The organism is Sphingomonas bacterium, from assembly GCF_903642285.1.
Taxonomy (GTDB): Bacteria; Pseudomonadota; Alphaproteobacteria; order Sphingomonadales; family Sphingomonadaceae; genus Sphingomonas.
Window position 1 is genome coordinate 107,381 of the sequence record NZ_CAHJWJ010000002.1, and the last position, 26,618, is coordinate 133,998.

Below are 26,618 nucleotides of genomic sequence, written 5' to 3' on the forward strand. Positions count from 1 at the left end.
CGCAACCGATCGATAATCGGGCAGGAGGACGCGGGATGGCCAGCAGCGCGTTCGAGCATGTCGACGTGATCGTCGTCGGTGCCGGCCTTTCCGGCATCGGCATGGGCTATCACCTGCAAACCCGCTGTCCGGGCCGGTCCTACGTCATTCTCGAGGGGCGTGCGGCGATGGGCGGGACCTGGGACCTGTTCCGCTATCCCGGCATCCGGTCCGATTCCGACATGCACACGCTCGGCTTCGTGTTCCAGCCCTGGACACGGGCGAAGGCGATCGCGGACGGCCCCTCGATCCGTGCCTATATCGAGGAGACGGCGACGACGCACGGGGTCGACCGTCAGATCCGCTACGGGCATCACGTGAAGACTGCCGCCTGGTCGACCAGGGACGCGCGCTGGACGGTGACCGCGACCGGCCCCGACCAGGAACCGGTCACGATGACCTGCAATTTCCTATGCATGTGTTCGGGCTATTACGATTATGCCAAGGCCCACTCGCCCGAATTCGCCGGGGCGGCCGACTTTGCGGGGCGGATCGTCCACCCCCAATTCTGGCCCGAAGACCTGGACTATGCCGGCCGGCGCGTCGTCGTGATCGGCAGCGGCGCGACGGCGGTGACGCTGGTGCCCGAATTGGCGAAGCGGGCAGCGCACGTCACGATGCTGCAACGGTCGCCCACCTATGTCGTCTCGCGGCCCGCCGAGGACGGTGTCGCCAACTGGCTGCGCGCGCATTTACCGGGCAAGCTGGCCTATGGGCTGACGCGGTGGAAGAACGTGCTGTGGGGCATCGTCTTCTTCCGCATGGCGCGCAGGCAACCTGAAAAGATCAAGCAGCGTATCCTCGGCATGGTCCGCGACCATCTCGGCCCGGATTACGACATCGCCACGCATTTCACGCCGCGTTATAACCCCTGGGATCAGCGGATGTGCCTGGTGCCGGATGGGGACCTGTTCGGCGCAATCACGACGGGCAGGGCGGCGGTCGAGACCGCGACAATCGAACGCTTCACGCCCGTCGGCATCCGTCTCGCGTCGGGCAAGGATCTGCCCGCCGACATCATCGTCACCGCCACCGGCCTGGAACTGCAACTGCTGAGCGGGGTCGCATTCACGCTGGACGGGGCACCGGTCGATCCGGCGAAGACGCTGCATTACAAGGGGATGATGTACGAAGGCGTTCCCAACATGGCTTCGGTCTTCGGTTATACCAACGCGTCCTGGACGCTGAAGGCGGACCTGACCGCGATGTATGTCTGCCGGTTGCTGAACACGATGACGCGCCGCGGGCTGCGGCAAGCGACGCCGCGCAACGACGATCCGACGATGGCGACCGAGCCGTTCCTCGATTTCTCGTCTGGCTATGTCCAGCGCGCCGCCGGCAAATTGCCGCGACAGGGGACCAAAAAACCCTGGAAGCTGAACCAGAATTACGCGCTGGATATCCTGGCGCTGAAATACGGATCGGTCGACGATAACATGGTCTTCACCAATCCGGCCCCGGCCAACACTCGCGTCGCCGCCTGATATGGGCTCTGCGTAGCAACGGAGCGGAAGACCTCAAGAACTGCGAGATCATGCATGCCCGCTGCACCGCAAAAAAACGATTGATCGGTTCGTTCGAACGAATTAGGCGGCGGCGATGCTGCAGACACGTCTCCTCGATATCGCGGTCCGCGAGTTCGGCGCGAAGGGTATCGACGGTGCCTCCACACGGGGTATCGCCGCCGCGGCAGGGACGGCGATGTCTTCCATCACCTATCACTATGGCGGCAAGGAGGGGCTGTACCTTGCTGCGGCAGACCATATCGCGGCGCAAATGGCCCGCGAAATGGACGGGTCGCTCGACGTGCAGCACGAGTTCGCATCCAACGATCCAATCGCGGCGCGCAAGCATATCCACCATTTGCTGTCCACCCTGGCAGACAAGATGGCGGCCGACGCGACTGGCGACTGGTCGCTGTTCATCATGCGCGAACAGCTCGCGCCCAGCAAGGCGTTCGACCGCATCTATGCCGGCGTGATGGGACAGATGCTGGAAATGCTTGCGAACCTTGTCTGTATCGCCAGCGGATCAAGGGATCCACGCGCCGCGCGCATCATGACGCTGACATTGTTCGGGCAAGTCATGATCCTGCGTGGATCGCGCGCGGCGTGCCTCAAACTGCTCGATCGCGACGCGATCGAACCCGATGATTTGACCGACATCAAGGCGCGGCTTCGTGTCAACACGGATGCCATGATCGACCGGCTGACCGCCGACGAACGGGGGACGCAATGAGCGACGCGAAGACCGACGGGCCGGACGAGGATCGCGGCGAAGACACCGGACATGCATCTCGCGGCGGCAGCGACCGCGATAATCCGGAAAAGCCGGACGACGGCGCGAACGGTGAGGAGTCGGAGGACGATCCGGACGAGGACGAAGACGCGAAGAAGAAGCCTTCGATCTTCAGGAAGCCGTTGTTCTGGATCATCCTGATCGTCGTCGTGACGGTGCTTGTCGTCTTCGGCGTGCTATATTGGCTCAACGCGCGGCAGTTCGAATCCACGGACGATGCGTTCGTCGACACGCATATCGTCCGGATCGCGCCACAGGTGGGCGGGACGCTGGTCAAGGTCGCGGATGTCGACAACCGCCATGTCGAGGCGGGCACGCTGCTCGGCGTGATCCAGCCCACCGGCCCGGAGGCGCAGCTTGCCGAGGCGCAGGCGAACGTCACGCAATCGCTCGCCCAGGTCGCGCAGGCCCGTGCCCAGGTGACTGCCGCGGTCGCACAGCGCAACCAGGCAGCGGCGCAATCGCGCGGCCCGCTGGCGACCGCGGTGAAGGCCGAACAGGATCTGGCGCGGTATCAGCAACTCGCGCAGATCGATCGCGCGGCGGTCTCGTCGCAACAGCTCGATCAGGCGCGCGCGACCGCGGGCTCGACCGCCGCGGACGCGCGCGCAGCCCGCCAGTCCGTCGCAAGCGCGGGTGCGCAAGTGCTGGTCGCCGAACGGCAGGTCCGGGCTGCCCAGGCGGTCGTCGGTGCCCGGCGCGCCGCGGCCCAGCAGGCGCAGGTGACGATCGGCAATCTGTCGCTGCAGGCCCCGGTCGCGGGTCAGGTCGTCAACCGATCGGTCAATCTGGGTTCCTATGTCGGGCCGGGCACGCAGCTGATGGCACTGATCCCGGACAATCTGTGGATCACCGCCAATTTCAAGGAAACCCAGCTGACGCTGATGCGCGTGGGTCAGGGTGTCGCGATCACCGTGGATGCCTATCCCGACGTGAAATTCCTCGGTCATGTCGATTCGATCCAGCGCGGTGCCGGGCAGGCCTTCTCGTTGCTGCCCGCGCAGAACGCGACGGGCAATTACGTGAAGGTCGTGCAGCGGGTGCCGGTGCGGATCACGTTCGACATCAAGAACGGCCCCGATCCGCGCCATTACGCGATCGGCCCGGGCATGTCGGTGATCCCGACCGTAAAGGTCCGCTGAGCATGGCGAGCGCGGCGCGCAGCGACGGTTGGGATCCGACCCGGTCGGTCGCAGGCGGCCTCAATCCGTGGCTGATCGTCGCGATCATCTCGATCCCGACCTTCATGGAGGTGCTCGACACCTCGATCGCGAACGTCAGCCTGGAATATATCGCCGGCGGCCTCGCCATTTCGAACGACGAGGCGACATGGGTGCTGACCAGCTACCTCGTCGCCAACGCGATCATCATCCCGATCTCGGGGTGGCTGTCCGACACGATCGGGCGGAAACGCTATTTCCAGATTTCGATCGCTTTGTTCACGATCTCCTCCTTCGTCTGCGGGATCGCGCCGAACCTGACGGTCCTCGTCCTCGCGCGCGTGTTCCAGGGGATCGGCGGTGGCGGGCTTGCGCCCGTCGAACAGTCGATGCTCGCGGATACCTTTCCGCCGGCCAAGCGCGGGCTGGCGTTCGCCGCGTTCGCGATCGTGGTGGTGGTGGGCCCCGTATTGGGACCGACGCTCGGCGGCTACATCACCGAATTCTATAGCTGGCACTGGGTGTTCCTGATCAACGTGCCGGTCGGGATCGGTGCGTTGCTTGCGGTACAGACCTTCGTCGACGAACCCGATCCGATCAAGCAGGACCGCGCCAAGCGGCTGAAGGACGGTGTCCGTATCGACTATGTCGGGGTCGCACTGGTCGCGCTGGGGCTTGGTTTCCTGGAGATCGTCGGCGACCGCGGCGAGCGCGAGGACTGGTTCTCCAGCCCGATGATCCTGGGTGCCGCGATCGTCTCGGGGGTGTCCCTCATCGCGCTGGTGATCTGGGAACTCAACCACGACGACCCGATCGTCGATCTGCGGCTGCTGAAAAAACTCAATTTCTCGATGACGTTGCTGGTTATGATGATCACCGGGCTGATCCTGTTCGGAACGACGCAGGTCATTCCGCAGATGTTGCAGCAGGTGCTCGGCTATTCGTCGCTCGATGCCGGATTGGCGCTGACCGCTGGCGGGGTCGCGACGCTGATCGCGGTGCCGTTCGCCGGCGTGCTGACCGGCAAGATCGATGTCCGGATCATCCTGATCTCCGCGCTGCTGGTACAGGCGGCGGCATTGTGGAACCTGTCGCACTTCACCGCGGACATCACCTTCTGGGATGCGGCGACAGCGCGGCTGTACCAGGCGATGGCGTTGCCGTTCCTGTTCGTGCCGATCAACGCGGTCGCCTATGTCGGGCTGCCGCAGCGATCGACCGCACAGGCGTCTGCGTTGTTGAACGTCGCGCGCAACCTGGGCGGGACGCTCGGCATATCGTCGGCGCAGACGATGCTCGCGACGTATCAGCAGGTCCATCAGTCGCGGCTGGTCGAGGGGCTGAATCCCCTGAACGGCAACTACACGCAGTGGCTGGGCCAAGCAGGACTGGCCCTTACGGGTTCGCCCGATCAGACGACGCTTGGCGTACTGTATCAAACCGTACAGCGCCAGGCCAACATGCAGGCATTCATCGGGGTGTTCTGGACGCTGATGATCGTGGTTCTGGTGGTGACACCGCTGGTGCTGCTGATGCGCCCCGCCAAACCGGGCAAGGTACAAGGGGGGATGGGGCATTGAGACGTCCGCGTCGCGTATCGCTGCTCGTTCTGGCGCTGACCGGCTGCACGGTCGGCCCGAACTACACGAAGCCCGAGACGGGCGTCCCTGCGGCTTATGCCGGACCCGTCGCGCCGGGTTCGACGGTCGATCCGTCGACATGGTGGACCGCGTTCGGCGATCCCCAGCTAACGGACCTCGTCCAGCGCGCGCTGAAGGGCAATCCGGACGTGCAGATCGCGGCGTCGCGCGTGCGTCAGGCGCGGCTGCAAATCATCGTCGCGCGTTCGCAAGGGCTGCCGCAAGTCAATGCGGATGCCAATGTATCGAACGTGGAATTCAGCAAGAATGCCGGTCTGGCGTCGATTGCGAAGGCGTTCAGCGGCGGGGGCAGCGCCGCCGGCGGGAGCGGCACTTCGTCGGCATCGGGCATCGCCTTGCCGGGTAGTGGCATCACGACCTTCGCCGTCGGGTTCGACGCGAGCTGGGAACTCGACATATTCGGCGGGGTCCGTCGCAATATCCAGTCGGCACGCGCGCGGACCGAGGCGGCCGAGTGGAACCGGCGGGACGCGGCGGTTATGCTGGCCGGCGACATAGCGCAGGCCTATTTCGCGCTCCGTCTCGACCAGAGTCAGGCGCAGGTGGTAACCGACGAACTCACGCGGCAGCGCCGGGCGTTGCAGATCGCGGGTGACGTCGCGTCGGTCGGGCTTACGCCGACCATCAATGTCACCCGCCAACGCGGCCAGTTGAACGCGACGCAGGCGAGGCTGGCACCGATCCAGGCGGATATCGCGGTACAGATCCATGCGATCGGTGTTCTGCTTGGTATTCAGCCGGAGGCATTGTCGACCGAATTGGCACCGCCGCCGGTCGTCCCGCTAACCGTGCCGGCGGTACCCGCGGGCCTGCCGTCGGACCTGCTGCGGCGGCGGCCCGATATCCGGGCGGCGGAACGTCAGCTGGCGGCGGCGAATGCCGATATCGGTGTGGCGGTTGCGGACATGTATCCGAAATTCTCCCTGACGGGGATGTCGCAGCTGATTTCGACCACGCTGGCAACCTTGTTCGAAGGGAACAGCCTGCAACTGACGGGGACCGCGATGGCGCAGTTCCCGCTGCTCGATTTCGGACGTCGTCGTGCGACCGTGGAGAGCCGTAGGGAGGATCGTACCCAGGCGCTCGTGAATTACCGTTCGACGGTACTGGGCGCGCTGCGCGACGTCGAGGATGCGCTGGTCCAGCTACAGGCCGAACGCGACCGCAATATCGTGCTGACACGCGCCGTCGCCGATCAGCAGCAAAGCGCCACCGCGATCGAGGCGCAATACCGCACCGGTTTCATCGCGCAGGACAGTCTTCTGAACGCTCAGACCGACGTCCTGACGGCGCGCGAGCAGCTCGCGCAAAGCAATGCCCAGTTGCAGCAGAAAACCGCCGCGCTGTTCAAGGCGATCGGCGGTGGATGGTCGGAAACCCCGGTACCGGAGCGGCCGGCGGACTGAGGACCGGCGGATAGTCGGCCTGTTCTTTCCGATACCGGCTTGCCATCGAGTCCCGATTCGGGACCGCTATTTGATTAGGCAAGGCAACCAAAAGAATCTGTCGCTGCTACCCGCGGAGTGGTCAGCGAATAAAAGCTCGAGGATAGGAAAGTCGTTGTTTTACAACGAGATTGCCATCCCCGAGCCGTCATTGACCAATTACCAGGGCTTGATCTGGTCACCATAGATCAGCGCGAGAATGAGCTTCAGCATGATGTTCTCCCTTGTTCGCATCACGTTGGATGCGGACAGGCATTACCAGTTTCTTGATACATCGGCAATGTGGTTGCCGATGCGTTAACCTTTTGCTTTCGCTCCCGCCGCGTACTTTAAAGATATGTTCAGTCGCAGCGCGTAGGCGACGAGAATGACCGATCACGCGTCAGAAATTTCGAAGGTTACAGCACCGGTCGATGGCATGTCGCGACGGTCGGTTCGACCGCTTGCGACGCTGTCGGCTGCGCGCGATGGCTGGCGCTTCGTGATCCTTGTCGAAATCGAGAATTTTACGGTTCTGCGGCGGCAACATGGTCGCGCGCGGACCGATGCCCTGGCCGGGGAAATCACCGCTACGCTACGCGAACTCGTCGACGGCGCGACGGCCATCTCGATCGGTCGCGGTACCATCGAAATGACGTTCGAAAGCGAGCAGCGGATCGCGCTGACTACAGCGATCACAGCGATCGAGACGGCGTTCGAGCGACCGGTCGATGTCGACGGCGAGGATCAGCAGATTGACCTGCTCGTCGGGGCCGCGGCCACGTCGAGCCTGCGTCGCGACGATGTCCGCCTGATCGAGGCGGCGGAACGTGCGTTGGCGATGGCGCAGGTCGATCGGGTAGCGGTGGTTCACGACGTGACCGGATCGCCCGAGACGGTCGATCGGATCGCGCTGGCCCGCGATTTGTCGCACGCCATCCTGCGCGACGAACTGATCCTGCATTATCAGCCGAAGGTTCATGTCCGACGGCAAGAGATTGCGAGTGTCGAAGCGCTGGTACGCTGGCGGCATCCCGTGCGCGGAATGATCCAGCCGAACGACTTCATCCCGATCGCCGAAGAGTCGCGGGGAATCGTCGCGCTCACGCTGTGGACCATCCGCAAGGTCATAACCGATCAACGAACCCTGGCCGAACACGGCCACGACCTGACCGTCTTCATCAACATCGCGGGTGTCCTTCTCGGCGATACGCGGTTCGTTCGTCAGGCGTGCACGCTGATCCAGACCAGCGGCGCTAAAATTGGGTTCGAGATCACCGAGACGTCGGTCATCCGCGATCCCGAGAGCGCGATCGCCAATCTGAAGGTTTTCGCGGGCATCGGCATCACGATCGCCATCGACGATTACGGGGCCGGGCTTTCTTCACTGGCGTATCTGAAGCAATTGCCGGCCAAGGAACTCAAGATCGACAAGCTGTTCGTTACCCAGCTTACGAGTTCGAACCGCGATCCGCTCATCGTGCGCTCGACGATCGATCTTGCCCATGCGCTCGATATGGAAGTAGTGGCGGAGGGCGTCGAGACTCCGTCCGCGCTCGCGTTGCTGTCGGTCATGGGCTGCGACATGGTGCAGGGATATCTCATAAGCCGCCCCATCGCGATCGAGGCGCTGATCGACTTCCTAGATAACGATCGGCACGTTGCGACCGCCGAGAACTCGCGGGCGGCGCTAGGTCGAATGGCCACGGTTTGGAAACGCGGTTGACGTGGTGATGCGAACCGTACGTCGTTTCGGTTTAGCGATTACGCTCTTTCTGTCCTGTATATCCGTGACAGTGTTCGCGATGGATATTGACCAGCAGCAAGTCGATCCCGGCATCGCTGATGCGCGAGCAGCTATGCTAGTCGATCCAGGTGCCGCGCTAAAGATAGCTCGCTCCGCTTATGGCCGCGCAGTGATTATTCACAACGCGGCGGACCGCAGCCTTGCTATCGCTACAGCGGCTTGGCTTGAAGGCGAAGCGCTCAACCGACTTGGCAATCCAGACGCCGCGACACCTTTAGTGGATCAAGCATTATCTATCGTGGATAGGATACCGCATACCGATAAATTAAAAGCCGAGATTTTACTGACCAGTGGAAGTATCGCGGGCGCGACGGGGCAGGTATCGACGGCACTGGCTAAGTTCCAATCAGCCTATACAATTTTCCGGCGGTTGAATGACAGCCGGAATACGGCAGTCAGCTTATTATGTATCGCATCACTCTACAGCGACGCAAATGATAACCTATCGTCATTGAAATACCTTAATCAAGCTTCCGACGTTTATCGCGGAGATGACAACATGCTGTTGTCAATCTACAACAATAGCGGTTCGAATCTTCAAGATATCGGTCGGCTCGCCGAAGCTGAGGCTCAGTATCAGAAAGCATTGACACTGGCTCGTAAACTCAAGAGTCCATTGCTTCAAGCGCGGGTTTTAGGCAATATAGGACGGGTGCGCTTAAAGAACGACGATACCGAACGAGCTGCCGCCGCGGTCGGTGACGCAATGCGATTGGCTGATAGCGGCGAGGCGGCAGTATGGAAGCCCCAGCTGCTCGCAATTGCCGCACAAATCGCACTGCAGCGGCATGACTATGTAGAGGCGAGAGCGCTGATCGCCGAGCGGTTTAGCGGCGTAAATCTCAGGACGACGACGCTGTCCTTCCGTGAAGCGCATCAGACAGCGTACGAGACCTATCGCGCCCTCGGCGACACCGAGCAGGCGCTGGTGCATCTGGCAGCGCTCAAGCGGCTCGATGACAAGGCGACGGCGCTTGCGACGTCGACCAGTACCGCATTGATGGCCGCCCGGTTCGATTTTGCGAACCAGGAGCTGCGTATTACCAAGCTGAAATACGACGAGGGTCAGCGGGCGGTCGCATACGAACGCGCGAACGCGCAGGCGCAGCGCTACATGTTTCTCGGCGGCGCCTTTGCTACCGCCATCGTCATCGGACTGTTGGTCTTCGCCCTCGTCACGGGCCGCCGCAGCCGGCTGCGCGTCGATGCAGCCAACGAGGTTCTGGCGCAGACCAACGCCGCGCTCGGCAAGGCGCTGGCGGCGAAGACCGAGTTCCTGGCGACCACCAGCCACGAAATCCGAACGCCGCTGAACGGTATTCTCGGCATGACGCAGGTCATGTTGGCCGATGCGGCGATCGGGGGCGATACACGCGACCGGCTCGGGATCGTCCATAGCGCGGGGATCACGATGCGTGCGCTGGTCGATGACATCCTGGATGTCGCGAAGATGGAGACGGGCAACCTGACCATCGAACGCGCGCCGTTCGACCTGGCCGCGACGATCCGCGATGCGACCCGGCTATGGGACGGTCAGGCGACGGCCAAGGGCATCGCATTCTCGTGCGATCTCGATCGTTGTCCGCAGATGATCGAAGGTGACGCGGCGCGGGTCAGGCAGATCGTGTTCAACCTGCTGTCCAACGCGCTGAAATTCACGCCGGCGGGTACCATCGCGCTGGTCGTCGAAACCGATGGCGACGATCGGTACCGGATCGCGATCACCGACACCGGGATCGGCATTCCGGCGGACAAGACCGATCAGATCTTCGAATCCTTTCGCCAGGCGGATGCCGGTACGACTCGCCAGTTCGGCGGAACCGGCCTCGGCCTCGCGATTTGCCGCAACCTCGCGCGGGCCATGGGCGGCGATATCGCGGTCGACAGCATTCCGGGCGAGGGATCGACGTTCAGTGTCCTCCTGCCGCTCGTGCGCGCGCTGATGCCCACCGCGAGCGAGACGATCGGGCAAAGCGGCTCCGGTATCCTGATCGTCGACCGCAATCCGATCAGCCGGGCGATGCTGCGCGCCCTGCTGATACCGCGATCGGGCATTGTCACTTTCGCGTCGTCGGCAGCGGACGCGCGGGAAAGCTTGCTGCGCATGCAGGTCGCGCATGTGCTGATCGACGATTCGACGATACGCGGCGAAGCCGATCCACTCGCCGCCACGACCCTGCTGGCCGAGACGGCGCGTGCGGGGGGCACGAAGACGGCGTTGCTATGGCCGGTCGTCGCAGTGCAAGAACGGGCGGAACTGATGGCTACCGGAATCGACCTTCTCATCGCGAAGCCGGTCAGCGGATCGGCGCTCGTCGATCAGCTGTTCGGTTCATCGGCACCCGCAATCGAGAATTTCGTTTCACGTGCAGCATGACGTCATAGCGCTCACTGATATGATACTCTATGGATCGCCTACCGTCAGCAATGAAAAGCAACGGATATGAACGTACTTTTCATCGAAGATGATCGGATGAACCGGCGGGTCGTGAAGGACATGCTGGACGTTGCTGGCGCGACCATGACGGAGGCGGACAGCGCGGAGGAGGGGCTGCGGCTGCTCGATCAGAATGATTACGCCATGCTTCTGGTCGATTTGCGGATGCCCGGCATGGACGGCCTGACCGCCATCGGCCATATCCGCGCGCGCACCGACGCGAAGGCCGGCGTTCCGATCATCGTCGTCACCGCGGATGCCGCGCTGGACCTTCGCGATCAGTGTCTGGCGGCGGGGGCGGACGAGGTGCTGTTCAAACCGGTTGCGATGGACGCGCTGTTCGACGCGATGGGACGAATCCTCGCGCGTGCCGCCGATGGCGGAACGATCGTCTGAACGCTAACGATCGGCGGCACCATCGATGCCGCCGACGGACTTACTTCGGCAGGACGACGCTCGGTCCGATCGTCGCGACGACCTTGTGCGCGTCGAACGCACGGATATCGCCTTGCGGGATTGCGCCGTGACGCATCACGATCTCCGCGGTCGCCTGGAACCGGTCGATCGTCTGCACGTCGAAATCGTCGCCGAATCCGCCAAAGCCGCCGAACCCGCCATAACCGAACCCGCCGCCGAAACGACGCCAGCCATAACCGCGGCCGTAGAAATTCCACGACGGACCCCAATAGCCACCGAAGCCGCCATAGCCCCATGGGCCACCGAGGCCGGGCGTGGCGTAGGTCCGCGATTGCAGTTTCGTATCGCGGTCGGCCATCAGGAAATAGTCATAGCCCTGTTCGAGCGTCAGCTGCGCCGCGCGGAAGAACAGATAGCGCTCGACCGTGTCGCGCGACGTCACGCTGTTGCCGGCAAAGCTGACGAGGAAGCGGCCGGGCTCGATCTGCCGATCGCTATAGCCCTGGCGTTCGAAGCCTCGTCCGGTTGCAGGGCGGAACGTGGTTTCGGTCGCGCAACCCGCGACCATCAGCGTGCTCGACGCAAGCGCTGCAAACATGATCTTGCGACCGATTGAGAAAGCCATGTGTCATCTCCGTCCGGGTACCAATGCGGTGGATGGTTCCGTATTGGCTATGAGATGTGGAACGACCGATGAACGACTTCGCTCCGTGAACGATTATTCATCGCCCGGCCGACGATGGTAGAGCGTGCCGAATGCCGCGGGACCGGCGCTGTGTCAGGCACCCAGCAAATGCAGCGCGATGTCGCATGCCCACGCAACGCGCCGGTGTAGGATGCGAAACATGACTGTCGGCGCGACCTGTCCGGAGCGGAGCAGGCTGGTCATGCCTCCGCCCGAGATCGCTGCCACGCTGAGCGTGCTTGGCGGCAGATGGAAAAATCCTGATCCTCTGGCAGCTGCTTGCGCGCACGTGCCGCTTCAATGAGCTTCGGCGTGCCATCCCCCGGTATCAGCCAGCACATGCTCACCTCCAGCCTGCGCGAGCTGGAGGACGAGGGGATCCTTTATCGGCAGGTGTTCGCGGAAGTGCCGCCGCACGTCGAGTACCGGCTCACCCCACATGGCACGACTCTGGGCGAGGTGCTTCGGGCGATGGCGGAGTGGGGCGGCACGCATTTTGCCCGTGCTCGATGATAGGACGTGCGCCGACGGGTGCAGCCCTCCTGCGGATCGATGTCGTAGCACGCGGCCCATTGCCGCCCCCGTGATGGCCCCTCCGCCCCCTCGATCGCCATCGAGGCCGCGATGGCCGCGGGATCGAGACACCAAAGGAGGTCGGACATGCCGATCATCGGCATCTTCGAGAAGACCGGCAACGCATGCACCGGCGCGATCACCCACGCCCAGCGTCAGGCCGAGGGCGTCCGCATCGCTCCCGAGGAGAACCGCGTTAGCGAAGACGTCCCCAGCCACGGGATTTCCGGGATCGTGTATGATACGTGTCGACCATGACCCGTGCCGAGCGCCTGTTTGCGGTTCTGCAATGTCTGCGCCGCCACCGCTTTCCGGTGAGCGCCGCGTCGCTTGCCGCCGAGCTTAGCGTCAGCGTGCGGTCGATCTATCGCGATATCGCCAGCCTGCGGACTCAAGGTGCCACCATCGAGGGGGAGGCGGGGATCGGCTTCGTCCTCAAGCCGGGGTTTCTGCTGCCGCCGCTGATGTTCAGTGAGGACGAGGTCGAAGCGATCGTGTTCGGCGCGCGCTGGGTCGCGATGCGCGGTGATCGCCGCCTCGCGCATTCGGGCAAGAGCGCGCTCGCCAAGATCGTCGCCGTGCTGCCGCCCGAGCTTCGTGAGGAGGCGGACCTGTCGTTCCTCCTAGTCGGGCCTGACGATGCGATCACAAGCGATGAGCCTCACCTTCCGCTGATCCGCGATGCGATCCGGCGCGAACGCCCCCTCACGATCACCTACGTCGATGCGGCGGCCGGCTCGACCGAACGTAACGTCTGGCCCATCGCTTTGGCTTATTTCGATCGCGCGCGGATCATCATCGCATGGTGCGAACTGCGACAGACGTTTCGCCACTTCCGGACCGACCGCGCGACGATCCTCGCTGTCGGCCAGAAGCGCTATCCACGACGCCGCGCGCAGCTCGTTGCCGAGTGGCGTCGCCTGGAAGGGGTACCGTCGCCGTAGCGATCGACTCTATCATGCTGACAGTTTCTGTCGCAGCCGGGGCGTAGGCTGACCGTCTCTTTCAAGGGAACGCCGATGCTCCAATATTCCCACATGACGACTACCGACCTGTCGGCTGAGCTGTTGTTCACGGCTATCGCCGCGATCGAACGCTGGCCGGAATGGGATCACGAACTTGAATGGGCCCGGATATCGGGCGAGGTGCGCGTCGGCGCGCCCTTCACGCTGAAGCCCAAGCGCGGCCCCCAAGTCGCGATGGCGGTTGTCGATATGCAGCGTCCGACTCGCTTTTCCGATCTTGCGCGCCTGCCGCTGGCCCGGATGCGCACCGACCACCAGTTTGCGTCGAGTGGCACCGTAACGACGGTTACGGTAACCATCTCCATATCCGGGCCGCTCGCGTTCGTTTGGGACCGCGTCGTTGCCCGCAAGCAGGCGGCGGGTGCGCAGGTGCAGACGGCCGCGTTCCTCGCTTTCGCGCGCGCTTTGGCATGAAGCCCCGCCCGGCGCGGTCCGGCCCCGGCTACGCATAGGCCGGCAGCGATCCTCCTCGGAACCCTGCGTATATCCGTGCGTAGCCCGTGCGGTGGCCTATTGCTCTCGCCGGCAGAAATGAGCGTCATGGTATTCGCCATGCGTAAGGCTCGCGATCCCATTCCCGAGGCTGCGGCATGTGAAGGACCCTGACGATGGTGGCATTCGATCAAGTCGAACCGACGATGGCAGAGCCCAGACTATGGCGGCGCGTGGCGTTGAGAAGCGGCCTCGCCGCTCTGGTTGCAGTAGCGGTGCCACGCCACGCCGCGGCAGCGGGCGGCTCATTGGCGAAGCCCGGGTCCGGCGTACATCCCGACGAATCGACGGACCGCGTCGCGATTACCGACGTGATCATGCTCGAGCGCTGGGCAAGAGAAACCCACAACGCCGAAGTCGCAACTTCGTGTTACCATCCTGATGCGTGGGTCGAAGTCTCCTGGTTCAAAGGCACGGCGTCGGCGTTCATCGAGACGGGAAAGCGCGAGCCGTCAGATACGGTCAACTTCGATTCGATGAGTCCTCCCGTCATCTGGGTACGGAACGGCCGGGCGATCGCCGAAACCTCCTGTGCCGTCCATACCGTCCTGGCTCTGGACGGCATCGACGTCATCAACATCAGCTATACCCGTCTGCTATGGCGTCTCCAGAACGTCGCCGGTCGATGGCTGATTTCCGGTTTGCGGGGGATCTACATCCGGGACACGTTGGCTGCCTGCGGGCCGAACCAGGACGTCAAGGTCGACGAAAGCAAACTCGCCGGTTTCAGGGCATCCTATCGCTACCTGAGCTACGTGCTCGCGGCGAGCGGCCGACCCGCGCGCGACGATCTTCCGGGCGTGGATCGCCCCGAAACGGTCGATGCCTTGCGGGCGGCAGAACGCCGGTGGCTGGAGCAGGTCTGATGCAAGGTCGGCGGCGCGGGCGGCACATGGTCGATGGCCCGTGCCGAGCTGCGATCCGCTTGCCGATGTCCGTACCGATCGCTTGTTTCTTGAGCGCCCCGTGACCCTTTCCTCGCACGAGGCTCTCGATCGGCTTGCCGTCACTGACATGATCGTACGCGAGCGCGCGGCTCGCGATGCGGGGTTGTGGTCGGACATGGGCGCGTTCTACCATCAGGACTCGACCGTCGACATATCATGGTTCACCGGCAGCGGCGTGCAGTTCACGGCTGCCACCCGGGAAGCGGCGGGCGGTCCCCTTTATACGTTCCACCAAATGGGCGCATCGGCCGTAACGGTCCTGCGTGATCGCGCATTGGTCGATTCGAACTGTACGGTACACGCATTCACGGCGGTGGACGGCGTCGATGTCGATGTCGTCAGCTACTGCCGTTTGCAGTGGCGCGCGCAGCGCGACGGCGCGCACTGGCTGATTGCCGGCTTGCGCTCGATCTACATACGCGACGTGCTTGCAGCGGTGAACCCGCAGCAAGTGCCCGAACTGGACCTCGCGCTGCTGGCAGGGTTCCGGCCGTCGTATCGCCACATCGCCTATCTGGCGGAGAAGAGCGGATCGACGGTCCGCGACGATCTCCCGGGTGTCGATCGGCCCGAAACCGTTGTCGCGTTGCGCGCAGGCGAACGGATGTGGCTGACGCAAGAAAGAATCGGAGCGTATGATGGAGAAGTATACCTGCCGAACCCGTAACCGCCCTCCACCAAATAGACTTGGCTTGATCGTCGTTCATTGCCAGGAAACCGATATCGAGCGCCGAGGAATTTGATATAGGAAGCAGCTTTTCTGCCGGCTCTTACGTTCGCGTTCCGGTTAACGAACTATAAAATGCACTGTAGCAGCTGATGAGGCTTTCACTGACTTCGAGCCCTTATGTCGGGCGTGGGCGCAAGATAGGGGTGCCCGACCTCATCCCGAACGGCGAGGTGCGCGGCGGCGAGGCGCTCGACCTGATCGAGGCCCGGGGCACCGGCCATCCGGGCGGCGTCGGCACGCTGCACGCTGGTGCCGCGGTCGGCGTGCTCGCCGCGCCCGCCTACGCCGCAGGCTCCAATATGCCCTGAGGTGCCGCTCCAGTCTATCCTTGACTCGAGCCAAGTGCCCGTCGCCAGACGACGGCGGACGAAGTTCGCACTTTCGTTCCGAATTGGCTCCCTGAGTAGGATTCGAACCTACGGCCACTCGATTAACAGTCGAGAGCTCTACCGCTGAGCTATCAGGGAATACCGGTGCGGGGGTTCCTATACCTGCGCGGAAGCGCGATGCAAGTCCTGCCAGGGGGTACGAGGCCGACGCCGCAAAGCCGTGCCGTCGGTCGTCGCCCGGGGGCGACGCGGGCCGCGCTTGGGTGAGTCCGGCCGCAATGTGCGGCTGCCCACCCTACGCGATGAACTGTTCCATCGTGATCCTGTCGTCCAGCGCGTGTTCGGGGTCGAACAACAATGTCAGTTCACGCGCGCGATCCATCGCGACGTCGATCCGCGCGACGTTGCGGACTTCGCGCTGGTCCGCCACGGCGGAGACGGGGCGCTTGTCGGCGTCGAGCACGCGGATCGCGATGCGCGTCTTGTCGGGCAGGATTGCGCCGCGCCAGCGTCGCGGACGGAACGCGCTGATCGGCGTCAGCGCGATCAACGCGGAGCCTAGCGGCAGGATAGGCCCATGCGCGGACAGGTTGTAGGCGGTCGATCCCGCCGGCGTCGCCGCCAGCAGGCCGTCGCACGCGAGATCGGGCAGCACGATGCGGTCGTTGACCGTCACTTCCAGCCGCGCGGTCTGTCGCGTCTCGCGCAGCAGCGACACCTCGTTGATCGCGGGCAGCGTATGGATGCGCCCGTCCGCCCCCTCGATCGTCGCGGACAACGGCGTGACCTTGAACGGTTTCGCACGCGACAGCCGGTCATCGAGGCCGTGGCGACGCCATTCGTTCATCAGAAAGCCGACCGTGCCGAGGTTCATCCCGAACACCGGCACGGCGGGTCTGCGGCGTTCCAGCATTGCATGCAGCGTCTGCAGCATGAAGCCGTCGCCACCAAGCGCGATGACGACATCGGCATCGTCGACATCGACCCAGTCGGCCGCGTCCGCCAGTTCTGCCGCCGCGACCTGTGCGGGGGGCGTCGGCGAGGCGACGAGCGCGCGCCGCGGATAGTCGGTCATCCGCCCCCCGGCGCGAAGCGAGTCATCCGCCGGTGACGCTCATATGCCGCGCCACTGCGGGTGCCTCGCCGACACCGATCCGGAAGTCGTGGCGCGCGGGTTTGGCGGCGAGGCCGTCGTCGATCGCGGCGTCCAACCCGGCGATCCCGCCGCCGCGCAACGCGGTCTTCAGGTCGACCCGGTCGTCATGCCCCAGACAGAGATACAGCAGGCCCTCCGTCGTCAGCCGCACCCGGTTGCAGCCATCGCAGAAATTGGCGGTCAGCGGCGAGATCAGGCCGAGGCGCGTTTCGGTACCCTCGACCCGCCAGTAGCGCGCCGGCCCCCCGGTACGCCGCCCGTCGCGGACCAGCGGAAACCGGCCCGCCAGATCGTCGAACACTCGCGTCAGCGGCAGGAAGCGGTCGACCCGGTCCTCGTCGATCGCACCCAGCGGCATCGTTTCGATCAGCGACAGGTCGAGCCCCTCGTCCGCGCACCAGGCCAGCATCGACCCGATCTCGTCCTCGTTCAGGCCGGCGAGCGCGACCATGTTGATCTTCACGCGCAGCCCTGCGTCGCGTGCCGCCATGATTCCGGCGATGACCTTCGCGACGTCGCCGTGCCGCGTGATGAAGCGGAACCGGTCTGGATCGCGGCTGTCCAGGCTGACGTTGATCCGGCGAATGCCCGCATCGACCATGGCCTCCGCATGGTCCGCCAGCCGCGTGCCGTTGGTCGTCATCGTCAGCTCGTCCAGACGCGTACCGACATGCGACCCCAACCGCTGGACAAGATCGCCGACGTCGCGGCGTACCAGCGGTTCCCCGCCGGACAACCGGATTTTCGTCACGCCGCGCGCGATGAAGCGTTCGGCAATGATCGCCATCTCGTCGAGCGTCAGCAAGGCGCTCCGCGGCAGGAAAATCATCTCCTCCGCCATGCAGTAGCGGCAGCGCAGATCGCAGCGATCGGTGACGGAGATACGCAGATAGCTGATCGTCCGCCCATGCGCATCGACGAGCGGCGCGGGCTCGGGCGCAAGCGCCGAAACGCGGTCTGGAACAGGGGCGATCGTCACCGGCCAGAGCTAGGACGCGTGCGCCGTATCGACAACCCCCTACCGGGATCGGCCCCTACCGGGATTGGCGCAGGGGGGCGTGGCGGCTACGGTCGGGTCATGGGGCAGGGTAAAGACGAGAACACGAACGCACCGGCGGCATTGCTCGTGCTCGCATGGCGAGATCAGGACGCGCTGCTGGCACGGATCGCCGATCCCGCATGGTCGGCGATCGTGCCGCACCGCACTATCGACCCGGCGAGGGCATTCGTCGACAGCGGCGCGTCTGTCGTGCTCGTCGATGCGCGGGGTTCGATCGATCCTGCGCTCGAGGCGGCAGGCGGTCTGGGCGGCCTGATCGAATCGCGATCGGCGGCGCTGCTGGTGCTGCTGGCCCGCGGCGATACGGAAATGCTCACCGATTTCTATGCCGCGGGTGCGACGCATTTCCTCATCGACTCAGGCGATGCCAGTGAAGTGCGCGAGGCGATCCGGTTCGCCGCGCGCCATGCCGAACGCACCGGCGGTAAAGGCGATCCGGAGGTCGAACGGCGTGGCGGACCCACCGATGACCGCGACGCGGGCGATGCCCGCCGCTGGCTCGATGCGCGGATCGCCGCGGGTCTGCCGGTCGGGGTGGTACTGGCCTCGCTGTCGCGGCTCGACATCGTCAACGCGGCCTATGGTCGTCCGGTCGGCGATGCGTTGATCGACGCCGCTGGGCGAAGGATAGCGACGACCGCACGTGCCGTCGGGGGCGAGGGGCTGCTGACGCTCCGGATCGGTGCGGCGGAATATGCCCTGCTGGTCGAGGACGCGACCGCCGATCGGATCGAGGTGCTGGCGGCTCGGCTGGGCGAGGCGCTGGCGCGGCCCTTCATCGTCGAAGGCGCGACCGCCGCGCTTGGATCGCGGCTCGGCGTCGCGCTGGCGGATGCCGGGGACGACGGCGCGGCCCTGATGCGCCGGGCGAGCATGGCGCTGATTCGCGCAAAGGCGAGCGATGGTGCGACGATGCACGTCGCCGACGCGGAAGGTGCGACATCGATCGATTCGCTCGCGGTCGATCTGCACCACGCCATCGAGCGCGGCGAGATCGACATCCTGTTCCAGCCGCAAGTGGAGATCGCAAGCGGCCGGATCACGGGCGTCGAGGCGCTGGCGCGATGGGAACATGGTGCGCTCGGCGTGCTGGGGGCCGAGGCACTGTTCGCCGCCGCCGAGCGTGCCGATCTGGGGATCGCGCTGTCCGAACATATCCAGCGGCTGGTGCTGGCACGCGCGGCGCGCTGGCCGCAGGCCTTGGCGGGCTTGCGCGTTTCCGTGAACCTGACCGCGGCCGATGTCGCGCGCCCGGGCTATGCCGCCCTGTTCCTCGCGCGTCTGGATGCCAGCGGTTTCCCGCGCGGACGTCTGACGATCGAAGTCACCGAATCGGGGCTGATGGAGGACCTGACTGCGGCTTCCGCCTTCCTCGCGGCGTTGCGCGGGGCGGGATGCCGGGTCGCGATCGACGATTTCGGGACGGGCTATTCCAGCCTCGCCTATCTGAAGACATTGCCGCTCGATTATCTCAAGATCGACCGCGCGCTGACCCGCGACATCGGCGGATCGGCGCGCGACCGGGTCGTCGTGGGCGGGGTCATCACGATGGCGCGCTCGCTCGGACTTGGCGTGATCGCCGAAGGGGTCGAGACGACCGACCAGCGCGCGTTGCTGGCCGCGGCCGGTTGCGACCTGTACCAGGGTTTCCTGACCGCACCGCCGCTCGACGAGGCGGCGCTGGTCGCGATGATGGCGGGGGAATGACGATGCGGTGGACGCTTTTACCGGTGGCGGCGATGACGATGGCGGTGACGCCGGTGGCGGCATGGCAGGCCGGGATCGACGGGGCGATGACGGCCAGCGCGGCGGGATGGAATGCGGGTAAGCTGGACGCGTTCGTCGCGATCTACGCCGACGATGCCATTTTCGTTACGCCCGGCGGGTTGATCCACGGCCGGCCCGAAATCGCCGACCATTACCGCCCCAGTTTCATCGCGGGCAGGAATCGCCGCGGTCGGCTGTCGTTCGATCTGCTTCGATATCGCCCGCTCGACGATTCGCACGTCATCCTGTTCGCGCGCTGGCACCTGACACCGGGCGATCCGGCAAAAGCAGCGGAGCACGGCATGACGACGCTCGTCTTCGAACAGCGGCCCGAGGGGTGGAAGGTCATTTCGGATCACAGCAGCTGATCTCGTCACCCCGGGCTCGTCCCGGGGTCCAGGGCCGCAGCGGGATCGGCGCGCGGCTCTGGATGCCGCGACGAGTCCGGCATGACGGACGGGGACGCACCGTCATCCCGCCGCCTTCGCCAACCCCTTCGCCAGCTGCAGCGCGCCGTGAAGCCGCGCCTTCGCGTCGGGCCAGGCGCGTTGCAGCACCAGCTTGCTGTCGGGTCGCAGCTTCGCGAGACCGTCGAGCCGCGCGACATAGGCCAGCAGCCCCTCGACATTGGGCGGCTTGTCGTCGTGGAAGCCCACCAGCACGCCCTTCGGTCCGACATCCATCTTCGCGATGCACGCCCGCTTCGACGCCAGCTTGATCTCGATGACTCGGATCAGGTTCTCGGTCGCGTCGGGCAGCGCGCCGAAGCGGTCGATCAGCTCGGCCGCGAACGCCTCGATCTCGCTCGCGGCGTCGAGTTCGTTGAGGCGGCGGTACAGCCCCATGCGCAGATCGAGATCGGGCACATAGTCCTCGGGGATCAGGATCGGCGCATCGACGGTGATCTGCGGGCTGAAATCGCGTGGGGCGTTACGGATGCCGCCCGCCTTCGCATCCATGATCGCCTCCTCCAGCATCGACTGGTAGAGTTCGAAGCCGACCTCCTTGATATGCCCCGACTGTTCGTCGCCCAGCAGATTGCCGGCACCGCGGATATCGAGATCGTGGCTCGCCAGCTGGAACCCCGCGCCCAGCGAGTCGAGGTCGGACAGGACCTTCAATCGCTTCTCCGCCGTATCGGTCATCTGCCGGTCGGGCGGGGTGACGAGATAGGCATAGGCCCGCGTCTTCGATCGCCCGACGCGGCCGCGCAGCTGGTACAACTGCGCCAGCCCGAACCGGTCGGCGCGGTGGACGATCATCGTATTGGCGCTCGGGATGTCGAGCCCGCTTTCGACGATCGTGGTCGACAGCAGCACCTCGAACTTCTTGTCGTAGAATGCGCTCATCCGCTCCTCGACCTCGGTCGGGGACATCTGGCCATGCGCGACGACGTAGCGGACCTCGGGCACCGCCTCGCGGATGAAATCCTCGATCTCGGACAGGTCGGCGATCCGCGGCACGACGACGAAGCTCTGCCCGCCGCGATAATGCTCGCGCAGCAATGCCTCGCGCAGCACGACCGGGTCCCAGGGCATGACATAGGTGCGGACCGCCAGGCGATCGACCGGGGGCGTCTGGATCACCGACAGCTCGCGGATGCCCGACATCGCCATTTGCAGCGTCCGCGGGATCGGCGTAGCGGTCAGCGTCAGCATGTGGACGTCCGCTCGGAGGGTTTTCAGCCGCTCCTTGTGGGTGACGCCGAAGCGCTGCTCCTCGTCGACCACGACGAGGCCAAGGTGCTTGAAATCGATCGACTTCGCGAGAATCGCATGCGTGCCGACGACGATATCGATCGTGCCCTCGGCCAGCCCATCGCGCGTCTTCTTCGCTTCCGCCGCGGTGACGAGGCGCGACAGGCGACCGATCTCGATGGGGAAGCCTTCGAAGCGCGCGACGAAATTGTTGAAATGCTGGCGGGCGAGCAACGTCGTCGGGCAGACGACCGCGACCTGCTTGCCCGCCAGCGCCGCGACGAACGCAGCCCGAAGCGCGACCTCGGTCTTGCCGAAGCCGACATCGCCGACGATCAGCCGGTCCATCGGCTTGCCCGCGGACAGGTCGACCATGACGTCGTCGATCGCGCGGTCCTGATCGTCGGTCTCCTCGTACGGGAAGCGGTCGACGAAGCTCGGATAGCCGCTCGAATCGCGTTCCAGCACGTCGCCCGGCCGCACCGCGCGTTCGGCGGCGACCGCGATCAGGTCACCCGCGATCTCGCGGATTCGCTCCTTCATCTTCGACTTGCGGCGCTGCCACGCCTCGCCGCCCAGCCGGTCGAGCGACGCGCCGTCCTCGCCCGATCCGTAGCGCGACAGGACTTCCAGATTCTCGACCGGCACGAACAATTTGTCGCCGCCCGCATATTCCACCGCGACGCAGTCGTGCGGGCTCTGGCCGACGGGGATCGAGGTCAGCCCCTGATAACGGCCGATGCCGTGATCCACGTGCACCACGAGATCGCCCGGGGTCAGCGTCGCGAGTTCCGCCAGGAACGCGTCCGCCGACTTCTTGCGCTTGCGCCGCCGGACGAGGCGGTCGCCGAGCATGTCCTGCTCGGTGAGGACGGCGATGCCGGGGGCGGTGAAGCCGTGGTCGAGCGGGAGGACGACGAGCGCGACGCCCGCGGTCTTGCTGGTGTCGGCAACGCCCAGCGCTGCCTGCCAAGTCTCCGCTGCCGTGCCGCCGTGCAGCCCGTGATCCTTCAGCAACCCCGCGAGCCGCTCGCGCGATCCGGTCGAATAGCTGGCGAGGATCGGCTTGCGGCCCTCCTTGCGAAGCGCGCCGATATGCTCGACCACCGCCTCGTAGATATTCGCCCCGCTGTTGCGCTCCGGCCCGAAATCGCGGGGACCGTCGACTCCGAAATCCAGCACCGTCGCGCTTTCCGGCTCATGGAACGGGGTCGCGATGTGCGACCGTGCATCCGTCAGCGCCTGGGTCCACTCTTTCGCGTTTATATACAGCGCCTTAGCGGGAAGTGGCCGATAACTTCCCGGCTGCGAAGCCTCCGCGCGCCGGCGATTCTCGAAATAATCGGCGATCGCCTCCAACCGCCCCTCGGCCGCCTGCGCGACGCCCGCGTCGTGAACGACGATCGCCTCTTTCCCGAGGTGATCGAACAAGGTCGCCAGCTTTTCCTCGAACAGCGGCAGCCAATGTTCCATCCCCGCCTGACGCCGCCCGTCCGAGACCGCCTGATAGATCGGATCGCCCGTCGCGGTCGCGCCGAAGCTCTCGCGGTACCGGCTGCGGAAGCGTTTGACTTGCTCGGCATCGAGCAGCGCCTCGGACGCGGGCAGCAGCGTGAAGCCGTCGATCCGCCCCGTGGTCCGCTGGTCCTGCGGATCGAACGTCCGTACGCTCTCGATCTCGTCGCCGAAGAAATCGAGCCGCAGCGCCTGATCCTCGCCCGAAGGATAGAGATCGACGAGGCCGCCGCGGACCGCATATTCGCCCTGGTCATGGACGGTATCGGTGCGGACATAGCCGTTCGCCTGGAGCAGCGTCGCCAAATCGTCGCGCCCGATCCGCTCGCCGGGCGCGAGCGAGGCGACCAGCTGGCGGATGCGGAACGGGGTCAGCACGCGCTGCGTCGCGGCGTTGACCGTGGTCAGGACGAGTTGCGGGCCTTTCGGGGCCGCCTGCAACCGGTGCAGCGCGCCGATCCGCTCCGCCATGATCCTGAGCGTCGGTGATGCGCGGTCGTAGGGCAGGCAATCCCAGGCGGCGAATGGCACGATTTCCAGGTCTGGCGCGAAGAACGCCGCCGTCGCCGCGATCGCCCGCATCGCGGCGTCGTCTGGCGCGATGAATACCGCGCGCGACGGTGCGGCGCGGGCAAGGTCGGCGAGCAGCGAGGGCAGGAAACCGGTCGGAACGCCCGCGAGCGTCAGCGGGGCCTTGGCGGTCAGGATCGTCTTGAGGTCGGGCATTTCAACTTTCGTCACCCCGGCCTTGTGCCGGGGTCCAGGGTACAGAGCGCCAAGGGCCGTTGGTCGCGGAACCCTGGACGCCGGGACGAGCCCGGCATGACGGAGGTTACTCCGCCACCGTCACGTAATCGATCGAGCGCATCGCGTGCATCATCGGCCCGTCCCATAGCGGCGGACACGCGATCGATCCGATCGCCCAGCCCATGATGTCGACATCCTGCTCCTCCAGCAGCGCCTCGAACCAGTCGAGTTCTGCCGGGTTCCACGACACGGCATGGGCATCGAAGAACCCGCCGATCATCATGTCGGCTTCCTTCGTGCCGCGGTGCCAGCTGCGGAAGCGAAGGCGTTTCAGGCGGGTTTCGTGGTCCATGATGCTCCAACGGCGAAGATCCGACTTTCCTAACCGTTCGCCCTGAGCTTGTCGAAGGGCCCTTCTTTCTTCTACGACGGATGCAGAAGGGAAGGGGCTTCGACAGGCTCAGCCCGAACGGGAAGAGAGTGCCGGATACCGGCAGATAGTCATGCGCCCCGAAATCCTCAATCCGCTGTTTGCCGAGATCACCGCGCTGAAGGGCGTGGGGGCCGCGATCGCCAAGCCGCTCGAACGGCTGGGGCTGGCGCGGGTGGTCGATGTCGCATTCCACCTGCCGACCGGCTTCCTCGACCGCGTGCCGCGCGACGAACTGGACGAGGCCGATATCGGGCGAACGATCGCGATCACCCTGACCCCGCGCGATTACCGGTCGAGCGCGGGTCACGGGCCGACGCGAGTCAACGCCTATGACGCCAAGGGCAATCATGTCGGGCTGGTCTATTTCGGCGGGTCTTCCGGCTATGCGAAGAAGCTGCTCCCCGCCGGCGAGGCGAAGCGCGTGTCGGGGCGGCTCGATCGCTACGGCCAGGAATTGCAGATCGTCCATCCCGAACTCGGCGAGCCGGGCGAGGATTTCACCGGGCGCGAGGCGATCTATCCGCTGTCGGAGGGCCTCACGTCGCGCCGCCTCGCCGCCTTCGCCGCGCAGGCGATCGCGCGTGCGCCGGCGCTGCCCGAATGGATCGAGCCGGGGCTGAAGGCGCATCGCGGCTGGCCCGATTGGCGCGCGGCGCTGGAGCGGATCCATGCCGACCCGGCGGATGCGGAGGCGCGCGAGCGGCTGGCCTATGACGAGGTGTTCGCGAACCAGCTCGCGATGACCTTGGTCCGCGCCGACACGCGCAAGCGCCGCGGCCGTGCGCTGGCGGGCGACGGGCGGCTGCGCGACATGCTCGATCTGCCGTACACGCCGACGGGCGCGCAGGCGCGGACGATCCGAGAGATCGAGGGCGACCTGGCGCAGGAGGCACCGATGCTGCGGCTGCTGCAGGGCGATGTCGGATCGGGCAAGACGCTGGTCGCGGCGATGGCGCTGCTGATTGCGGTCGAGGCGGGCGCGCAGGGGGCGATGCTCGCGCCGACCGAGATCCTGGCGCGGCAGCATTACGAAACGTTGCGATCGTTGCTTACCGGGCTGCCGGTCGAGATTGCGGTGCTGACCGGGCGCGACAAGGGGCGGGTGCGGGAGGCGACGCTGATGGCGCTGGCGTCGGGGGCGATCGATATCCTCATAGGAACGCACGCTATTTTCCAGGAAGCGGTCGGGTATCGCGACCTCGCCTTGGTGGTGGTGGACGAGCAGCACCGGTTCGGGGTGGCGGAGCGGATGATGCTGCAGGCCAAGGCGATCCGGCCGCCGCATCTGCTGGCGATGACCGCGACGCCGATCCCGCGCACGCTGACGCTGGCGCAATATGGCGAGATGGATGTCAGCCGCCTCGACGAGATGCCGCCGGGGCGGCAACCCATTGAGACTAGGGTAATTTCCGAGGATCGGCTCGACGATGTCGTCAACGCGCTCGGGCGGCATCTGGGGGATGGGGGGCAGGCCTATTGGGTGTGCCCGCTGGTCGAGGAGAGCGAGAAGAGCGACCTTGCTGCGGCCGAGATGCGTGCGGAAACGCTGCGGGCGCGGTTCGGGGAGCGGGTCGGGCTGGTGCACGGGCGGATGAAGCCCGCGGAGAAGGATGCGGTGATGGCGGCGTTCTCCGCGGGGACGCTCGGCGTGCTGGTCGCGACGACGGTCATCGAGGTGGGCGTCGACGTGCCCAATGCGACGCTGATCGTGATCGAGCATGCCGACCGCTTCGGTTTGGCGCAGCTCCACCAGCTGCGCGGGCGCGTCGGGCGGGGCGGGGGGCGGTCGGTGTGCCTGCTGGTGCGCGGTTCGGCGCTCAGCGAGACGTCGCGCGCACGGCTGGCGCTGATGCGCGAGACCAATGACGGTTTCCGCATCGCCGAGGAGGATCTGCGCCTGCGCGGTGCGGGCGAGATACTCGGGACGCGCCAGTCGGGGGAGATGGCGTTTCGGTTGGCGACGCCGGAGATGATGGCCGACCTGCTGCAATGCGCGCATGACGATGCGCGGTTGCTGGTGGATCGTGATGGGGGCTTGGCGGGGGAGCGGGGGCAGGCGGCGCGGGTGTTGCTGTATCTGTTCGAGCGGGATGCTGGGGTGGCGTTGCTTCGGTCAGGGTAAGCGCCGTTCGACCCCGACAGTCTTAATATCCCCCAGTCAATCGGTTCGAAGATGAACTGCGCAATCCGGGCTTACATCTTACCCAGTTACCACTAAT

At 65.3% G+C, this 26,618-nt stretch carries 22 protein-coding genes, 1 tRNA gene and 1 pseudogene; 18 read left to right on the plus strand and 6 right to left on the minus strand.

Annotation, left to right across the window (positions count from 1 at the left end; all coding sequences use genetic code 11):
- Positions 1–35 precede the first annotated feature (35 nt).
- The 8 genes from HUU99_RS01655 to HUU99_RS01690 all read left to right on the plus strand — a co-directional run bounded on the left by HUU99_RS01655 (position 36) and on the right by HUU99_RS01690 (position 11,222).
- A complete protein-coding gene (locus tag HUU99_RS01655; RefSeq protein WP_174284837.1) occupies positions 36–1,523 on the plus strand; it encodes a flavin-containing monooxygenase in 1,488 nt (495 codons plus the stop codon).
- A gap of 115 nt (positions 1,524–1,638) precedes the next feature.
- Positions 1,639–2,277 carry a CerR family C-terminal domain-containing protein gene (locus tag HUU99_RS01660; protein WP_174284838.1) on the plus strand — a complete coding sequence of 213 codons (639 nt, stop codon included), beginning with the start codon at positions 1,639–1,641 and terminating at the stop codon, positions 2,275–2,277.
- Positions 2,274–3,479: an HlyD family secretion protein gene (locus tag HUU99_RS01665; RefSeq protein ID WP_174284839.1), complete on the plus strand. Its 1,206-nt coding sequence runs from the start codon at positions 2,274–2,276 to the stop codon at positions 3,477–3,479. Before HUU99_RS01660 ends, HUU99_RS01665 begins: the two co-directional genes overlap by 4 nt.
- A gap of 2 nt (positions 3,480–3,481) precedes the next feature.
- Entirely contained in the window at positions 3,482–5,077 is a 1,596-nt protein-coding gene (locus HUU99_RS01670) for a DHA2 family efflux MFS transporter permease subunit (RefSeq protein WP_174284840.1), read from the plus strand.
- A complete protein-coding gene (locus HUU99_RS01675; protein WP_174284841.1) occupies positions 5,074–6,564 on the plus strand; it encodes an efflux transporter outer membrane subunit in 1,491 nt (496 codons plus the stop codon). Before HUU99_RS01670 ends, HUU99_RS01675 begins: the two co-directional genes overlap by 4 nt.
- 406 nt (positions 6,565–6,970) lie before the next feature.
- Entirely contained in the window at positions 6,971–8,308 is a 1,338-nt protein-coding gene (locus HUU99_RS01680) for an EAL domain-containing protein (protein ID WP_254602860.1), read from the plus strand.
- 79 nt (positions 8,309–8,387) lie between these two features.
- A complete protein-coding gene (locus tag HUU99_RS01685; protein ID WP_254602867.1) occupies positions 8,388–10,766 on the plus strand; it encodes an ATP-binding response regulator in 2,379 nt (792 codons plus the stop codon).
- 66 nt (positions 10,767–10,832) lie between these two features.
- Positions 10,833–11,222: a response regulator gene (locus tag HUU99_RS01690; protein ID WP_174284843.1), complete on the plus strand. Its 390-nt coding sequence runs from the start codon at positions 10,833–10,835 to the stop codon at positions 11,220–11,222.
- A gap of 40 nt (positions 11,223–11,262) precedes the next feature.
- Here HUU99_RS01690 and HUU99_RS01695 read toward each other — a convergent pair whose 3' ends face one another.
- Positions 11,263–11,868 (minus strand): CC0125/CC1285 family lipoprotein, encoded by a 606-nt coding sequence (locus HUU99_RS01695; protein WP_174284844.1) that lies wholly within the window; start codon positions 11,866–11,868, stop codon positions 11,263–11,265.
- Positions 11,869–12,228: 360 nt separating this feature from the next.
- Here HUU99_RS01695 and HUU99_RS01700 point away from each other — a divergent pair, with 360 nt between their 5' ends.
- The 7 genes and pseudogenes from HUU99_RS01700 to HUU99_RS15450 form a co-directional block, all read left to right on the plus strand.
- Positions 12,229–12,441, plus strand: a complete 213-nt coding sequence (locus HUU99_RS01700) for a winged helix-turn-helix transcriptional regulator (protein ID WP_254602861.1) — start codon at positions 12,229–12,231, stop codon at positions 12,439–12,441.
- 147 nt (positions 12,442–12,588) lie between these two features.
- Positions 12,589–12,759, plus strand: a complete 171-nt coding sequence (locus HUU99_RS01705) for a hypothetical protein (RefSeq protein WP_174284845.1) — start codon at positions 12,589–12,591, stop codon at positions 12,757–12,759.
- Positions 12,756–13,445: a helix-turn-helix transcriptional regulator gene (locus tag HUU99_RS01710; protein ID WP_174284846.1), complete on the plus strand. Its 690-nt coding sequence runs from the start codon at positions 12,756–12,758 to the stop codon at positions 13,443–13,445. The genes HUU99_RS01705 and HUU99_RS01710 overlap by 4 nt, the downstream gene beginning before the upstream one ends.
- A gap of 93 nt (positions 13,446–13,538) precedes the next feature.
- Positions 13,539–13,940 carry a hypothetical protein gene (locus HUU99_RS01715; protein WP_217430732.1) on the plus strand — a complete coding sequence of 134 codons (402 nt, stop codon included), beginning with the start codon at positions 13,539–13,541 and terminating at the stop codon, positions 13,938–13,940.
- Positions 13,941–14,134: 194 nt separating this feature from the next.
- Positions 14,135–14,884, plus strand: a complete 750-nt coding sequence (locus HUU99_RS01720; RefSeq protein ID WP_254602862.1) for a nuclear transport factor 2 family protein — start codon at positions 14,135–14,137, stop codon at positions 14,882–14,884.
- Positions 14,885–14,984: 100 nt separating this feature from the next.
- The gene (locus HUU99_RS01725) at positions 14,985–15,632 is read left to right on the plus strand and encodes a nuclear transport factor 2 family protein (RefSeq protein ID WP_174284848.1); all 648 of its coding nucleotides are present in this window, start codon (positions 14,985–14,987) and stop codon (positions 15,630–15,632) included.
- A 209-nt stretch (positions 15,633–15,841) separates the two neighbouring features.
- Positions 15,842–15,964: pseudogene (locus HUU99_RS15450) on the plus strand (ATPase, T2SS/T4P/T4SS family); the annotation flags it as partial.
- 123 nt (positions 15,965–16,087) lie between these two features.
- Here HUU99_RS15450 and HUU99_RS01735 read toward each other — a convergent pair.
- The 3 genes from HUU99_RS01735 to moaA form a co-directional block, all read right to left on the minus strand.
- Positions 16,088–16,162 (minus strand) — tRNA-Asn (locus tag HUU99_RS01735).
- Between the two features lie 157 nt (positions 16,163–16,319).
- On the minus strand, positions 16,320–17,099 hold the full coding sequence (locus tag HUU99_RS01740; protein WP_174284849.1) for an NAD kinase: 780 nt from the start codon (positions 17,097–17,099) through the stop codon (positions 16,320–16,322).
- Between the two features lie 22 nt (positions 17,100–17,121).
- On the minus strand, positions 17,122–18,159 hold the full coding sequence (gene moaA, locus HUU99_RS01745; RefSeq protein WP_302479964.1) for a GTP 3',8-cyclase MoaA: 1,038 nt from the start codon (positions 18,157–18,159) through the stop codon (positions 17,122–17,124).
- 99 nt (positions 18,160–18,258) lie between these two features.
- Between moaA and HUU99_RS01750 the strand changes: the two genes are divergently transcribed.
- Both HUU99_RS01750 and HUU99_RS01755 read left to right on the plus strand, forming a co-directional pair.
- Positions 18,259–19,947 (plus strand): putative bifunctional diguanylate cyclase/phosphodiesterase, encoded by a 1,689-nt coding sequence (locus tag HUU99_RS01750; protein WP_174284850.1) that lies wholly within the window; start codon positions 18,259–18,261, stop codon positions 19,945–19,947.
- Between the two features lie 2 nt (positions 19,948–19,949).
- Positions 19,950–20,375, plus strand: a complete 426-nt coding sequence (locus tag HUU99_RS01755; RefSeq protein ID WP_174284851.1) for a YybH family protein — start codon at positions 19,950–19,952, stop codon at positions 20,373–20,375.
- Between the two features lie 102 nt (positions 20,376–20,477).
- Here the strand turns inward: HUU99_RS01755 and mfd are convergent, their stop codons facing one another.
- Both mfd and HUU99_RS01765 read right to left on the minus strand, forming a co-directional pair.
- Complete coding sequence (mfd, locus tag HUU99_RS01760) at positions 20,478–23,945, minus strand: transcription-repair coupling factor (protein ID WP_174284852.1); 3,468 nt, start codon at positions 23,943–23,945, stop codon at positions 20,478–20,480.
- Positions 23,946–24,051: 106 nt separating this feature from the next.
- On the minus strand, positions 24,052–24,318 hold the full coding sequence (locus tag HUU99_RS01765; RefSeq protein WP_174284853.1) for a succinate dehydrogenase assembly factor 2: 267 nt from the start codon (positions 24,316–24,318) through the stop codon (positions 24,052–24,054).
- Between the two features lie 151 nt (positions 24,319–24,469).
- Between HUU99_RS01765 and recG the strand changes: the two genes are divergently transcribed.
- Entirely contained in the window at positions 24,470–26,521 is a 2,052-nt protein-coding gene (gene recG, locus HUU99_RS01770) for an ATP-dependent DNA helicase RecG (protein WP_174284854.1), read from the plus strand.
- Positions 26,522–26,618 lie beyond the last annotated feature (97 nt).